The following is a 14,952-nucleotide window of genomic DNA, read 5'->3' as shown; positions in this document are numbered from 1 at the left end:
TCTGGTCATCGGCCGGCCGGGGCCCCGGCGAGGTCGGAGCCCCGGCCGGACCGGGTCGGTGCTGGCTGGTCGGCGGTCAGTCCCGGTCGAGGACGGCGCCGAGGATCCAGGTCACGATGCTCACGAAGAGGGCGCCGAGCACGGCTGCCGGCCAGAAACCGTCCACCGAGAACGGCAGCCCGGCCTGGTCGGCGATCCAGCTGGTGAGCAGGAAGAGCAGCCCGTTCACCACCAGGGCGATGAGACCCAGGGTCAGCAGGTAGAAGCCACAACCGACGGTCTTGATGATTGGCTGGAGAACAGCGTTGACCACGCCGAAGATCACCGCCACCAGGAGCAGCGTGGTCACCGTCTCGGTGGCCGAGTTCGAATCCAGGGAGATGCCCGGGATGAGGAGCGTGGCCAGCCAGAAAGCCAGAGCTGTGCTGGCCAGCCGAATCAGCAGACCTTTCAGAAAACCCATGGCGGGGATCGTGCCACGGACACCGCACCGACGTAACCCGCCGGCTGGCCGTCCCGGTGGATTCAGCCGCGCGTCGGCGGCCCGATCAGTTGCGCCTCGATCGGAGTGGGGGAGAGCAGCGCCCAGCGCAGCGCCCGACGGTTGACCACGGCCACCATGTCCTCCCGGATCCGGGTCAACCACTCGGCCGAGCCGCCCAGCCCCAGCGCGGCTCCGGCCAGGGGGGCCTCGGCGGAGGTCAGTGGCTGGAGCAACGCCAGGTCGGCCCGGCTCAACGCGTCCACATCGGCCGGGGTCAGCTCGTCGCGTACCACCAGGGTGGCCCGCCACGGCGGGCCCGGCGCGGCCTCGGCCGCCACCGGCCCGGCGTCGACGATCAGCAGCAACGGACGCAGCGCGGTGCCCACGCCGTCGGCGACCGCCCGACCGGGAGGGAGCAACGGGATGGTGCCGCCCGGCGCGCCAACTCCTCGGGTGAACGGCTCCCAGGCGCGTGGCCGGGCGGTCTGCACCACCACCAGGGCGCCGAGTGCCAGGGCGCGCAGGGCCACCAGCTGGGCTGCCCGCACCCCGCCGACCAGCAGCACGCGGGTGCTCTCCGGCCGGAACAGTCGTACGGTGACGGCGCGGCCGTGCCGGTTGGTGCCGACCATCATTCCCGCGTCGCCCAGGGACAGCTCCCAGTCGTCCACCGTCGAGCCGGGTCGCGCTCCGGGCGTCGGTGGGCGGGGCTGCGCCCCGGGTGCCGTCAGCGCCAACGGCAGCGTGGCGGCCAGCCCGCCCAGGTGGGCGCCGTCAAGTCGTCGCAGCTTTCCGCCCAGGTCGGTCACCATGCGGACCAGCGCCTCGGTGGCCGCCGCCAACTCGGCCGCCGTCCCTGCGGCCAGGCGTACGGTCAGCTCGGTCGGCACTCCGCTGGCCGCCGGCGGACCCGACGACGTCGACATCGTCGGCGACGGGCCCGAGCAGATCGACACGGTCGTGGCCGTCGCCGGCAGCGCGAGCAGGCGGGGCACCAGGCGGCGTCCAGCCGCAGCGCCCGCGTCTGGCCAGTGGAGCAGACGGAAGGTGGCCTGGACGAGGGTGCCGGACCGGATCGCCGGCCAGGACTCCCGGACCGGTTCGCCGTCGTGGTGGGCCAGCTCGCCCAGGACGCGCAGCGCCGCCGGCACCCCGAGCGGCCGCGCGGCCAACGGCCCGAGCCGGCGGACGATCCGGCGGACCGTGCCGGCGAGTACCCGGCGCAGGTCCTCCTCGGACCAACCGTTCACCCGCAGCACCCGGACCGCCACCACCGCCCGCTCGCGCCCGGGGAGCCGCCCGTCGGTGAGCTGCCGGTACGACGTGCCGACCGTGCCACCGGCGCTGGGCACCGGCGCCGGCGCACCGGCGAGCAGCAGTTGGACCAGCAGCGGGGGCTGGTCCGGCCCGGTCGGGGGGAGTAACGCGGCCGGGGCGGGAATCGCCTGGGACACGTCGCCCAGCAGGTCGCCGGGGTCGCCGAGCTCCAGAAGCGCGACCATGCCGGTGGTGTCCTCCAGGACGGCCGCCGGCCCACCGGTCAACTCGGTCGAGCGGACCACCGTGCCCGGGGCGACCAGGTCGAGCAGTTCGGCCGCGTCGGCCGGCACGGTCAACGCCCGCCGGCGGGTGAGGTGCCCGATGGCGGTGCCCAGCCACTCGAACAGCCACCGCCCCCGCACCGGCACCCAGGCGGCGGCCACCAGCAGCACGGCCACCAGGACGGCCGCCGCGACGACCGGTGCGGGCCGGCCGAGGGCGACGAGCACGAGCGCCGCCGCGACCTGTGCGGTGACCAGTTGGCCGGCTCGCGCTCCGGCAGCCGCACGACGGCCGAGCGCGACCCAGTGGGCCACCGGCGACCGGCGACGGGGGGCGTGCTGACCGACCGACAGCGGGCCGTGGTCGGTGGGTCGGCCCGGCCCGTCCACCTGCGGGGAGGCACCTGCCTCGGACCCGACCGGGGTCGGCGGGTGCGGCCCGCCGGTGGTGATCGCCGGCACCGTGCCTCCTCGACCAGTGGGGACCGGGTCGGGCGGCCGGCCGCCCTCCGGCGGCCCGTCACGCGCCGCGACGTGGCTGCGGCACATCGTAAGCGACCGATGGCCGCCTCGGTTGTCCACAGGGGAAGCCGGTGGGGTAGCAGAACCGCTACGAGGTCGCTACCGTCAGCCACGAAGTCCTTCGCTGACCCGTGTCTCAGTGCTCGACGACCGGGCCAAGCGACGACGCGTCGCCCCGGGGTGGGCGCGTCGACGGCCAGGTGCGATCCGAGAGACGAGGTGACGTCCGGATGTCCCAAACCAAGGCAGAAGCAGCGGTGATGCAGCAGACTGCCGCGAAGTTCGAGCAGGTGGACCAGTCGTTGCAGTCCATGCTGACCGGCCTGCTGGCCGAGCTGGAGGTGTTGCAGCAGGCCTGGCGTGGCGCTGGTGGCCGGTCGTTCGAGCAGGTCAAGCAGCAGTGGTCACAGGACCAGGCGGCGCTGCACCGCGCGCTGCGCGAAACCGCCGGTGCGATCCGCACCGCCGGTCGGCAGTACCACGCGTCCGACGACGAGGTGGCCAGCCGGGTGGCCGGCACCAACCGCGGCGGCATCCAACTGCCGCTCTGATCCCGCTGGGGAGGGAATCCGATGGACCATGGTGTGCTGGTCGTCAACTTCGCCGCGCTGCAGCAGGCCGGCGCTGACATTCAGAAGGCGTTGAACACCCTCGACGCGCAACTCGGCCAACTCGAACGCGACGCCGCCCCGCTGGTGGCGAGCTGGACGGGCGAGGCGCGGCAGGCCTACGAGCAGCGGCAGGCGCGGTGGCGTTCGGCCTCGCAGGACCTGCAGGGGATGCTGCGTGACATCAGGTTGGCGGTGAACGACTCCGCCACCGACTACCTGGACACCGAGAAGAAGAACACCGGGCTGTTCCAGTGAACGATGTGGGCCGGGAGCGCTGACCGTGTCCCGGTCAGCGCCCCGCCCGCAGCCGGTCGGCGGTCAGGGCCGTGCGCGGGCGGGCTCAGGCCGTGCGCGGGCGGGCTCAGGCCGGGCCGGCCGGGCGCCAGCGCCGACGGGCGCCCCGGGGTACCACCAGGGCGAGCAGCGCCACGGTCACCGCCGTGATGCCGGCCACCGCGCCGACCAGCAGGGCTCGGTCCCGTGCGGCCGCCCGGCGGGCCTGGTGGGCGAGCTGCACCGGGTCGGCCCGATCATCGGCGAGGGCGGCGACCGGCCGTGCGCCGGCCGCACGGCCGCCGCTGGTCTCGGTGACCGCCCGGTAGGGGTTCAACACGCCAGCGCCATATGCGCCGCCCCGGCCCGCGCCCGGAGCTGGATCGGCGGTGGCGATGATCCGCTCCGCCACCTGCGCGGCGGTCAGCTCCGGCCGGTATTCCCGCAGCAAGGCGGCGGTGGCGGCCACGAAGGGTGCCGCGTAACTGGTGCCTTCGACCCGATGGTGGCCAGCACCGGGTGCGGCGGTCAGCACCTCGCTGCCCGGGGCCACGAGGTCGACGTAAGGGCCGGTCTGCGAGAACGTCGCCCGCCCGCCGTCCGCCCCGATCGCGCCCACGCCGAGCACCCCGTCGTAGCCGGCGGGGAACGGTCGGGGGTCCCCGCTGCCGTGCAGGTTGCCGGCGGCGGCCACCAGCACCACGTCCCGGTCGACCGCGTACCGCACGGCCGAACGGACCTCCGGGTCGTCCGCGTACAGCACCACGGACAGGTTCACCACGTCGGCGTCATGGTCGACCGCCCACCGGATGGCCCGGGCGAACTCGTCGGCGCTGACCGTGCGCCCCGACTCCCGCCCCTGCACCACCTGCTGCTCACTCACCCGCACCGGCAGGATCCGGGCACCCGGTGCCAGGCCGCGGAAGGCGACGTCGGGCCGGGGTGCCGCGACGATGATGCTCGCCACACCGGTGCCGTGCCCGGCGCAGTCCCGACCGCCGTCCCCGCCGGGGTCGAGCAGGTCTGCGCCGGCCAGCACCCGCCCAACCAGCTGCGGGTGCACCCGGTCCACCCCGGAGTCGACCACCGCGACGGTTACCCCGGCGCCGGTGGCCAGCGGCGCGAGCCGCGCCGGGTCGTACCGTTGCTGTGGCCAGGGCCTGGCCGCGACCGGCCGGACGGGGGCGAGGGGGGTCGCGCAGGCCGGTGCCGCCCGGAGCCCGGCGGTGGCGGCGACGGTCGGAAGGGCCGGTACGGTCAACAGGCTGGCGGCCAGACCTGCAAGGACCGGGCGCGTGATCGATCGGGACATCGACACCCTCCGTATCGTGTCGGCTCCGGAACGGGATGTTATCCCCTCCTCCGCGTCCTGGCAGGCCACCGCCAGCCTGCCATTGTGATCTTGGTACCACCTTGTAGGTTGTACGCGATACCTGTGGCCTGTTCTCGGAAGGGGAGGTGGCCGTGACCGCATGGGAGCCGGCCACGGAGGCCGAGGTGGCGATGCGCGACGCGCTGCGCGCCAACGACCAGGAGCTCTACTTCCGGCTCCTGTCCCGCACCGATGTGCTGCTGCCGGTCTCCGCGCCGACGCAGCCCGGCCAGCCACCCGCCGGATGGGGCACCTGGACCACCGGCGGTCGGACCCACGTCCTGGCCTTCACCTCCGCAGCCGCCCTGCGGGCCTGCCTCGGCGATCACGCCGGCAGCAACCGACGCATCCCCTTCGCCGATCTCGCGGCCAGCTGGCCCAACCACGAGTGGTGGCTGGCCGTCAATCCGGGTCTGCCGGTCGAGGGCTACCTGCCGGCCTGGTTCGTGTCGCAGCTCTCCCGAGGCGACGTGCGACTGCCCGGCCGTGCCATGGGTGCCCGCGCTCGCCTGGAGCGGGCCGAGACGTTGGCCCGCACCCGGCCCGGCATGCCACCGAGGGACGCCGCGCCAGCCGCTGGACCGCCTCCGGTGACGGGGGCGGCCTCGTCCGGGCCCGAGAGTGCTCCGCTCACACCCCGAAGGCCCGCGCGGAGCCCGGCCCCTCGGGTGGATGCCCCACCGGTGCCGGGTCCGGCGCCCCGGCCACCCGTCCCCGCTGAGCTGCCGCGCCGAGGCGGCGAGGAGGACCTGCCCGCCGCCGGTCAGCGGCACCCGACCGAGCCGCCCCGGCCCGCGCCGGGCAACGGAGCGCTGCCCCGCACCGGCCGGCCGTCCCGGTTCACCCCGTTGGCGACCGCCGGCCCCACCACCGACCAGGCCGGGCCGGGCATGGGCTGGCCGGCAGCGACCCGGCCGGGCGACGTCGACGGCCCCGCCCCGGGCAACGGCAACGCTGGCCCCCAGGCCGCGCCTCGGCGTTCCTTCTTCGACCCCAGCCCGACCCGCGACCCGGCCCCGAGCGGGGGACGCCCCGGTGACCGGGCGGCCCCGCCGACCCGGTTCGGGCGAGGCAGCCAGCCCTTCCCTCGCCGTCGCCCAGCCGACGTGCCGGCCGACGAGACCGCGACGCGGGCCTTTCCGATGGCGGCGGACCCGGCAGCCACCCAGCCGATACGACGGCCGGAGGGCGGCCTCGGCGCGTCCCGAGGGATGGACGCGCCACCATCCGGCGAGGAGATCACCCAGCCGCTGCCGCCGCGCCGGCACAACCCTCTGGCCGAGGAGCCCACCCGCGCGTTCCGGATGACCGGTGAGCCTCCGCTGGCCGGCGCGCCTGGGCGGCCATCGGCGGAGGAGACGCAGGCGATTCCCCAGGATCGGCCGGGCCGGTTCGAGCCGGCGGAGGAGCTGCCGGTGTCCGTCGCGGAACCGGTCTCCGGGCCGCCCGCGCCGCGCCGCGGCTTCACGCCCATCGTCATCGAGGGCACCATCATCGAGTCCCGCGACCTCACCGACCCGGTCGGGAGCAGCGCGCCGGTCGACGCGCCCCGGCGGCCCAGCCCCGCCGAGGCCGCCCCGCCGCCGTTCGGCTCGACACCCCCCGGTCCGGGCCTGTTCGGTCCGTCGTCGCCCAGCCCTGCCGAGGCCGCCCCGCCGCCGTTCGGCTCGACGCCCTCCGACCCGGGCCTGTTCGGTCCGTCGTCCTTCGGTTCCAGCGCATCCGGGCCCACGTCGTTCAGCCCCGGTCAGCCCGCCGCGAGCCCGTCCGCCCCGCACCCCGTGGTTCCGACCGAGGTCGGCGCTGCCGGCGGTGGCCTGGGCGACCCACGAATCGACGGCCGCGTCGACGCCCCGCTGCGTGACGACCGCGCCGACAGTGCTGTTTCGTGGGCCGGCCCGGCCGCTACGGACCAGGGCGGCGGCGGGAGCGTGATCGCGGAGGACGGTCCGCACCCGCCGGCCGACGAGCCGCCGCCGGTCGAGTTCGAGCCGGCCAACACGGTCGAGGAGGACCTGCTCAGCGCCGCCGGGTCGGGCAGCACCGACACGTTCCTGTCCACCCTGCTGCTGGCCCGGGTGCTACTGCCGGCGGCACCGGAGTCGGTGCGGGGAAGCCGCCCCGGGGATCCCGGCTTCGTCTGGCGTACGGGGCAGCTCGACGGCGAGACGTACGTGGTGGTCTACACGTCCTCGGAGCGCCTCGCCGACCATGTCGAGGGGGACGTCGACACGGTCCGGGTGAAGTTCGCCCAACTGATCCGGCGCTGGCCCGACGAGGACTGGTCGTTCGCCGTCAACCCGGGCACGCCGGTGGGTGCCAAGTTGCCCGGCGAGCAGATCGTCGCGTTGGCCAACTGGGCCGCCGAGGTGGGGCTCGGGGACGACCTGGAAGTCGACCAGGTGGAAGCGCCGGCCGTGGCCGAACCCGCCGCCCGTCCCCGGTACGCCCCGGCGGCGGTCGACCCGACCCGGCCGACGGTCATGCAGAAGGCGATCGCCCCCAGCCAGCTCGCGTACTACCTGGATCGTGGGTACGACCGGGTGTCCGGGTTCGTGCACCGGGCCGGTGAGCTGTCCCACCTGACCACACCGGCTCAGCTGCACGGGGCGCTGGGCCTCAGCTACCCGGGCTCGCCGTTCGCCCCGGACGCCGAGGAGATCTACGTGCTGCGCTGGCCGGCGCACCGGCCGAGCCTCTACCGCATCCCGTACGGCGGTCAGAACGAGCCGGCGATGCGGGCCATGGAGGGTTGGGTCATCGAACGTCCGCCCTTCCGGGGTAACGGCTTCGCCCCGGGTGAGAGCAGCGACGTGGTGGCGGAGTTCAAGGTGGACAGCGCACGGCTGCCGCACGGCGCCCAACTCTGGCGCATCGGCGCGGACGGCAGCGAGCGCGTGGTCGCTGAGCTGGACACCGACTCGGTCACCTGGCGACGGGTCGGGGAGGCGTGATGCGCGACGGTTACGTGGCCCGCTGGCAGGGCCGGGAATACCAGGCCAGCCCGGACGGCGACGACATCCGCCTCTACCAGCCCGAGCCGGGTGAGGGCTTCGAGGAGGTCCGCGCGGGCCGTTACGTCCGGGTGCTGCCGGCGAGCGAGATCGAGGACCTGGCGTACGTGCGGACCACCTGCACCTGGAAGGGGCAGCCGTTCATCGTGCTCGGTGAGCACGACGCCTGGCTGCGGGTGGAGTACACCGGCGGTCGCTGGCCGGTGGCCGAGGCGATGCGGCTGGAGGTCTTCGACTTCGGCGTGTACCAGGGTTGGGCGCCGGCCGCCGAGGTCACCGACCTGCGGGAGCAGCGGGTCTGAGCGGTCAGGTCTTCGCCCACCGCAGGATTTCGCCGAGCACCAGCTCCGGTGCCTCCAGGTGCGGGAAGTGCCCCACCCCGTCGAGCAGTCGCCACTCGTACGGGGCGACGACGTACCGGCCGGAACCCAGCGCGGTGCGGGGCAGGGAGGCGGCGTCCAGGGCGCCGTGCAGTTGCAGGGTCGGAGTGGACAGCGGCTTCTGCATCAGGCGGACGAACCGGTAGCCGTGCAGTCGCAGCAGCGAGCGGAACGCCCAGCGGTAGCCCTCCAGCGCGCAGAACGCGGCCTGCGGGATGCACATCGCCTCCCGGCACCGCTCGGCGTACGCCTCGAAGTCCGGCCCGGCCACCCACTGTGGACCGCCCCAGCGGCGCATGATCTCGCCGACGGCCGCAGCCCCGTCGCGGGTCAGGACGTGCTCGTAGCGGGGTAGCTGGAACTTCAACGCCGGGGTGGAGGCGGTGAACTGCCCGCGCGGGTCGGCGAAGATGGCGGCGCGCAGTCGCAGCGGGTGTGGTGCCCCCAGCACGACGAGCCGGCGGACCAGGGACGGGTGGAACGAGGCCACCGTCCAGGCCACCATGCCACCGAGGCCGCTGCCGACGATCGTCGCGGATCGTTCACCGAGCGCGCGGATCAGTCCGGCGATGTCGGCGGCGAGGGTGTAGCCGTCGTACCCCCGGGGTGGTTTGTCGCTGGCGCCGTAGCCGCGCAGGTCGACGGCGACCGCCCGGAAACCGGCGTCGGCGATCGCCGGCAACATCTGGTGCCAGGCCCACCAGTGCTCGGGGAAGCCGTGCAGGAAGAGCACCATCGGCCCGGTGCCGCCCTCGACCACGTGGAACCGGCTGCCGTTGGCGCCGACGAAACGGTGCGTCCACGGCCCCTCGGTGAGGACACAGGACTCGTCGACGGCCCCGCCGCGCTGGTCGGTCATGGCAGACAGCCTATGACCCGGTTGCCGCAGGCGACCCTGGCGGTCGCGTTGAACAGGGGAAAGCCCCGGGTTGCCCCGGACCGGCACCAGGGGGAACCGGCTCGACCAACTCGGTCCGGGCCATCCGGAGGTGTCGCAGAAAGGGCGACGCCCGGGCAGATGACCTGCCCGGGCGTCGCTGGTTGGTGCGGGATCAGTGGTCAGCTGACCCGGATCTTCATCGAGGTGCCGTCCTGCTCCAGAACCTTGATCTTGACACCGATCGCGGGGAGCTTGACGCCGTGGTTCGGCAGCTCCTCGTAGAAGTACTTCTTGGTGTCGTCGAACAGCGGCTCAGCGGCCTGGCCACGGATGTACTGCGGCTGGCTGTTGAGGTGCAGGGTGAACGAGTCGGCCTTCTTCAGGCTGAACGGTGCGTCGTACACCTGGACGCGGGCGCGCCACGGGTCCCCGGTGAGGTTGTAGATCGGGCGCGGGTGCGCGTCGATGTACAGGTTGCGACCCTCACCCGGGTGACCGCCCGGGTTGGACTCCGACGCCGGGGCGGTGTTGTTGTCCGACCAGCGGGTGTTCCAGTACGAGATGAGCAGACCCTCCTGGTACGCGTAGTGGTCCACCCAGTCCGGGCGGGTGTTCGCGTAGCCGAAGAAGTACGGGCCGGTCTTCAGGTACTTGTCGTACGAGACGTACGACCGGTTGCCGGCGATGTAGAAGTTGTCGAACAGCCGGGTGTAGGTCGCCCCGACCACCTGGAACTTCTCCAGAGCCCAGCCGGCGTCGGTCTCGGCGCCGTCACTGAGCACGGTCTGACCGTCGGCGGTCACGGTGATCGCGTCACCGAAGAAGCCGCCCTCGGAGACGCCGCCGTCGGTGACGTAGTGCAGGCGGACCTGCGCCACCTTCCCGGCGACCGAGGTCAGCGGGATGTTGATGTCCGCCCAGGCGCCCTCGCTGCTGCCGGCGAGGGCCGGACGCCCCGCGCCGTCCTTGCCGATCGGCGCGCCGTTGACGGTGCCGTCCAGGTCGGTCCAGGTCTTACCGCCGTCAGTGGACGCCTCGAAGTAGAGGTAGTCGTAACCGGCCTCGATGCTGTACTTGCCCTTGAGCGACATCGCCGCTGCGGACTTGCCGGTGAGGTCGAACGTCCTCGTCATCTTGCTGTCGAGGTTGTCCTCGTTGCCGGAGAAGTACTGCTTGGCGCCCTCGAAGGGCGCGCCGTAGTTGAACGTGTACTCCCGCTGCGGGAGCACGACCACGGCGGCCTGAGCCTTCTCCGAGTTGTACTCCTGCGGGCCGAGCTCGAGCGAGCGCTTCTGCCCCGCCACGATGACCTCGTAGTCGAGCCAACCGAGCTGGAGCTTGTTCCACGCGCCGAGGTCGCCGCCCCGGTCGCCGATGCCGACGTCGTTCTTCGCGGCGAGCCGGCTCTGGGCCATCAGGGTCCAGTGCTCGTTGCTGTTGTCCGCCGGGCCGTAGTCGTCCGGCAGGCCCAGGTCGTGGCCGTACTCGTGGTAGAAGACGCTGCGGCCACCGTTTTCCGGCTGGATCGTGTAGTCGCGGATCCAGACGCCGGTGTTGCCGATCTGGGTGCCGCCGATCGGCAGGTTCGGCGGGCCGACGGGCGAGCTGTTGAAGGCCGACCAGCGGTGGCTCCAGATGGCGTCCTCGCCCTGCTGCGGGTCACCGTCGGCCTGGTCGCCGCCGGAGTGGACGATCTGGAAGTGGTCGATGTAACCGTCCGACTCGTTGAAGTCGCCGTCACCGTCGTAGTCGAACCGGTCCCACTGGTCGAAGGACCGCATCTCGGCGGCGATCTGCGCGTCCGTCCGGCCCTTGGCCTTCTGGTCGACGACCCACTGGTTGGCGGCGTCGCGGACCAGGTCCCAGGTGTTCGCGCAGACGTTGTCGGGGCAGACGGCCAGATCGTCCCGCGGGTCCGGCTTCTGGCCGGGCTTCGGGTCCGGGATCGGGTCGTCGGAGCGACCGTAGCGGGCCTCGTTGTACCGGACCTTGACCCAGTCGGTCACCTCACCGTCGACGGTGTAGCGGCCCGAGGACTGGGCCTCGTAGTACTGCTTGAGCGACTCGTCGCCCGGGTTGGTGCCGAAGTAGAGCTGGCGGAAGTGCTCCGGGCTGAAGTCCGGCTGCCAGATGGTGGAGTTGTCCACGGCCCGGTTGGGCTCGGGGATCTTGTTGTGCAGCGGACCCTCGAACGTCGCCGGTCCGGCGATGTCCGGGTTCATGTCCTTGTCCGGGTAGGACGGGTGCCGCTCGTCCCCGAACTCGGCCAGGATCACGAAGATCTTGTCGGTCCGCTCGCGCTTGAGCTCGACGTACTGGTCCTTGGTCTTCTTCGCGCCAGCGGTGGTGCGGGCGTTGGCGCCCGTTCCGGCCGCCTTGCCGACCTCGCCGACCTTGACGACAGTGCTTCCGTTGCGCTCGATCGGCTTGCTCCGACCGCTCAGCACGTCGCTGAGCCCCTGCTCACGCAGTGCGCGGCGCTTCTCCTCGAGCTTGTCGGGGAGTTCATCCTTCAGCGCCTGTGGTTCGGCAGCGGCCGGTGCTGCGGCCGGCAGTTTGGGCTGAGGCGCCGCCGAGGCGGACGGGCCGAAAGCCAGGCCTGTCGCCGTCAGTGAGAGCCCGAGCAGACCCACTGCGACTTTGCGCACGTGGTACCTCCGGTGTGAGGGAACCGGCCCAACGGGGGTACGGGCCGGTGGGAGATCGATCCCACTAGTGGGACCATTGGTGAACATAGTTACTGGCGGGACGGGTGGGAAGAACCTCGCGTCGATTTGTTGCAAGTTTTTGTTGGGAATGCTTTTCACCGTCACACCCCGCCGGTTCATCAGCCACGCTGACCAGCGCGCCCCCGGACGCGAACGTATACAACGACATTTTTCGATCAACCTGATCGCACATACGACAGTGGGGCCGGCAGCGTCCCCGCCACCGGCCCCACCGTCAGTTGTCGATCCGTGAAACCGTTACTTCTTCGCCGGGGTCACGTAGATCATGGCCGACGAGTTGTCCCCGGCAGCCTTCTTGATCGTCAGCGAGACGCCGTAGTTCACGCCCTGGTCGCCGGGGTTACCGGTGCCCAGAACGATCGCGCCGCCGCCCAGGGTCACGCCGTAGAACTCCGGCGCGGGGCTGCCGTCCGGGTGGGTGACCCGGGTGGTGTACGGCGCGTTGCCGCGCGACGGCAGGACCACCGACGCGTCGTTGTCCCGGGCGTAGGCGGCGCCATCGCGCATCTCGATGCCCGGGTAGTAGCCCTTGGCGTCGGTGAACGCCTTCACCGGCGGGAGCCCCTTGAACTTCGTGCAGTACGCGCTGTACGGCTCGTCGGCCGCCTCCAGGCACTCCGTGAACGGGTACGTCCGCTGAAGCGTGAAGGCCGCGTTCGACGACTGCGGGCGGCTGGGCAGGTTGTCCGTCACCGACGGGTCCTTCACCGCTGCCTCGCCGGTACGCCGCAACGGGTCGAAGTGCGAGTCGACGATGAGCAACCCACCCTTCGCGCCGTAGCTGGGCAGTGCCGTCATCTGCCCGGTGACGTGGTTGACGTCGCCGAGCGCGGTGTCCCGGTACCAGACCAGCATGCCCGGGGCGTTGTAGGAGATCCGGTCGACCTTCCACGCCTCGTGCGAGTAGATGGTGTCGTAGGCGTACTTCAGACCCTTGTCGAAGCCGTCGAAGTTGCGCCACTCCGCCAGGTAGTACTGGGCGTGCACCTCGGTGCCGCTGGAGACCTTCCAGCCGCCGCCGGTGGTGTCGACGAAGGTGCCGCCGGTGGCCGCCCAGCCGTTGGCGCCGCCCTCGACGTCGTCACTCCAGGTGGTGGCGCCACCGCCGGTGACCGAGAAGTCGTCGACGAACCAGTTGCGCTCCTCGAACGCCTCGTCGGTGGCCAGGCGCAGCCGCACCTGGACCGTCGTGCCGGCGTACGCCGACAGGTCGACGTAGTCGTGCCGCCAGCCGTCGGTGCTGCCGGTCAGGCCGTACTTCTTGCCGCCGAAGTCGTTCATCCGGCCGTTCGGGTCCGGGTAGCCGTCCGGCGTGGTGACCACCGTGCCACCCTCGTCGTACACCTTCTGCTCGGTCCAGGTCGTACCGCCGTCGGTGGAGAGCTCGACGAAGCCGTAGTCCCAGTCCTCCTCGATGATGTAGTTGTTCCACATCCAGAACTTCGAGTCGGCGGCCGCCGGCACGTCGACCGAGCGGCTCAGCTTGACGTCGGCCCACTCCTGGTCGTTGTTGCTGTGCCACATCTTGGTGCCGCTGTGCGGGGTCGCCAGCGTCGTCACCTTGTCCGGCAGGTCGACCTTGATGCCGTCCTCGGAGTCGATCGGGGTGCGCGACGTCTGGCCGAGCTTCACCTCGCGCGGGTTCGACCCCGGGCGGATGGTCAGCGGGTCGGCCCAACCGAGCACCCACTTGTCCCAGATGCCCATGTGCGTCGGCAGCGCCTGGAAGATCTCACCCGAGTGCGAGCCCGAGGCCATCAGGTCCCAGAAGTCCACGTCGGAGTCGGCGTTGCCGGACGTGTCGTAGAGGTCCGGAAGACCCAGGTCGTGGCCGAACTCGTGGGCGAAGACGCCGACGCCGGCGTCCTCCGGCTGCACGATGTAGTTCGACGCCTTCAGGTTGGTGCCCGGGATGGTGTAACCACCGGCGACCGTGGAGGAGTGCGCCCACACGGCGTACACACCCTCGGCGCCGCCGCCGCGGGACTTGCCCTGGCCGGCGTGCACCAGCACGAGGTGGTCGATCACGCCGTCCGGCTCGAAGACGTTGCCGTCACCGTCGCGGTCGGCCTGGTCCTCGATGTCGTAGTCGGCCCACGGGAAGTTCGGGTCCTTCGCGACGAGCGCGTCGATCGCGTCGGTCGCCAGGCGGCCCGCGCCGGCCGGGTTGTCCGGGTGGCCGTTCATCGACTGCTCACGGCCGGGAACCCACGCGCCGGTCTCGTCCTGGAAGCAGCGGTTGGCCGCGTACCAGCCCTCCGAGTGCGGCACGGTGATCCACGGGCTGGCCTGCCCGTCGACCGTGTACGCGTTCTTGGACATTTCCAGGTACATGTTGTGCATGGTGCGACCGGACAGGTCGATGCCCTTCTTGCCGTCCGGGCCCTTCAGGTCGGTGCGGACCCGCTCGGTGATGCCCTTCTTGCTGTAGAGCATCTTGTTGTAGTGCTGCGGCGAGAAGTCCGGCACCCACATCGAGTTGTTGTCCTCGTGGGGCAGTCGCGCCGGGTCTGGGATCTTGTTGTGCTTCGGGCCGTTCTGGACCGTGCCGGGGACGCAGGTGCGGTCCTCGAACACCGTCTTGGGGACCATCACACCGGTGAAGTCGTCGTTGGCCTTGTCGTTGAACTCCACCAGCAGCGTCAGCAGCTTCGCCGTCTGGGTGGTCGGCGCCTTCTTGAACTTGCGGGGGTTCTGACCCGTCTTCAGCGACTTGGCCTCGTCCTTGGCCAGCTGCCGTGCGGTCACCGGGTTGCCCCGGGCGTGCTTGCGGTCGAACGCGCGCGCGGACTCGGCGGCAGGAGTGTAGATGCCACCCTTGCCCTTCACCTCGCGGCCGGTGGTGTCCGGCTGCACCTCGGGCTCGGCGTAGTTGATGTAGTGCTCGTCGGCGCCGATCACCGCCTGGGGGGTGCCGGAAGGCGACTGGGCTGCCGCGCTGCCACTCACGGTCAGTGACGTGGCCGCGAGGGCGATGGCGGGCAGTGCGACGAGTAGTCGTCGCCGCGCCCTGGACTGCGGTTTGTGGTTCATGCCGCTCCGTTTCTCGGGCATGGGGAGGAGGACGTTGGCGTGGCCGACCATCGATGTGATGTGTGTCGAACTCTTCCAACCTGCGTGAACCTAAAGCACAACCGGCCGAAAGG

Annotated in this window: 10 protein-coding genes; 4 read left to right on the top strand and 6 right to left on the bottom strand. The window is 71.8% G+C overall.

Annotated features, from left to right (window positions below; all coding sequences use genetic code 11):
- Positions 1 to 76: 76 nt before the first annotated feature.
- Positions 77 to 463, bottom strand: a complete 387-nt coding sequence (locus tag ABTW72_RS04535; RefSeq protein ID WP_091395522.1) for a phage holin family protein — start codon at positions 461 to 463, stop codon at positions 77 to 79.
- Between the two features lie 62 nt (positions 464 to 525).
- Positions 526 to 2,487, bottom strand: coding sequence for a type VII secretion protein EccE (gene eccE / locus ABTW72_RS04530; RefSeq protein ID WP_350854258.1), 1,962 nt, complete (start codon positions 2,485 to 2,487; stop codon positions 526 to 528).
- A 290-nt stretch (positions 2,488 to 2,777) separates the two neighbouring features.
- Here eccE and ABTW72_RS04525 point away from each other — a divergent pair, with 290 nt between their 5' ends.
- Both ABTW72_RS04525 and ABTW72_RS04520 read left to right on the top strand, forming a co-directional pair.
- On the top strand, positions 2,778 to 3,098 hold the full coding sequence (locus ABTW72_RS04525; protein ID WP_091395516.1) for a WXG100 family type VII secretion target: 321 nt from the start codon (positions 2,778 to 2,780) through the stop codon (positions 3,096 to 3,098).
- Between the two features lie 21 nt (positions 3,099 to 3,119).
- Positions 3,120 to 3,413, top strand: coding sequence for a WXG100 family type VII secretion target (locus ABTW72_RS04520; RefSeq protein WP_112585712.1), 294 nt, complete (start codon positions 3,120 to 3,122; stop codon positions 3,411 to 3,413).
- Between the two features lie 106 nt (positions 3,414 to 3,519).
- On the opposite strand, the gene mycP is transcribed toward ABTW72_RS04520, so the two are convergent.
- Positions 3,520 to 4,743: a type VII secretion-associated serine protease mycosin gene (mycP, locus tag ABTW72_RS04515; RefSeq protein ID WP_350854253.1), complete on the bottom strand. Its 1,224-nt coding sequence runs from the start codon at positions 4,741 to 4,743 to the stop codon at positions 3,520 to 3,522.
- Positions 4,744 to 4,895: 152 nt separating this feature from the next.
- On the opposite strand from mycP, the gene ABTW72_RS04510 reads away from it, so the two are divergent.
- Positions 4,896 to 7,757 (top strand): SseB family protein, encoded by a 2,862-nt coding sequence (locus ABTW72_RS04510; RefSeq protein ID WP_350854250.1) that lies wholly within the window; start codon positions 4,896 to 4,898, stop codon positions 7,755 to 7,757.
- Positions 7,754 to 8,119, top strand: a complete 366-nt coding sequence (locus ABTW72_RS04505; protein ID WP_030334177.1) for a UCP033725 family protein — start codon at positions 7,754 to 7,756, stop codon at positions 8,117 to 8,119. Before ABTW72_RS04510 ends, ABTW72_RS04505 begins: the two co-directional genes overlap by 4 nt.
- Positions 8,120 to 8,123: 4 nt before the next feature.
- Here the strand turns inward: ABTW72_RS04505 and ABTW72_RS04500 are convergent, their stop codons facing one another.
- From ABTW72_RS04500 to ABTW72_RS04490, 3 genes are all read right to left on the bottom strand, one after another.
- Positions 8,124 to 9,056 carry an alpha/beta fold hydrolase gene (locus ABTW72_RS04500; RefSeq protein ID WP_112585718.1) on the bottom strand — a complete coding sequence of 311 codons (933 nt, stop codon included), beginning with the start codon at positions 9,054 to 9,056 and terminating at the stop codon, positions 8,124 to 8,126.
- A gap of 200 nt (positions 9,057 to 9,256) precedes the next feature.
- On the bottom strand, positions 9,257 to 11,710 hold the full coding sequence (locus ABTW72_RS04495; protein ID WP_350855394.1) for an immune inhibitor A domain-containing protein: 2,454 nt from the start codon (positions 11,708 to 11,710) through the stop codon (positions 9,257 to 9,259).
- Between the two features lie 333 nt (positions 11,711 to 12,043).
- Positions 12,044 to 14,839 carry an immune inhibitor A domain-containing protein gene (locus ABTW72_RS04490; protein ID WP_350854246.1) on the bottom strand — a complete coding sequence of 932 codons (2,796 nt, stop codon included), beginning with the start codon at positions 14,837 to 14,839 and terminating at the stop codon, positions 12,044 to 12,046.
- Positions 14,840 to 14,952: the final 113 nt, after the last annotated feature.

Source organism: Micromonospora sp. NPDC127501 (assembly GCF_040302185.1).
GTDB lineage: Bacteria > Actinomycetota > Actinomycetes > Mycobacteriales > Micromonosporaceae > Micromonospora.
The sequence above is the reverse complement of the archived record's forward strand: the minus strand, read 5'-3'. Positions and strand labels throughout refer to the sequence as shown.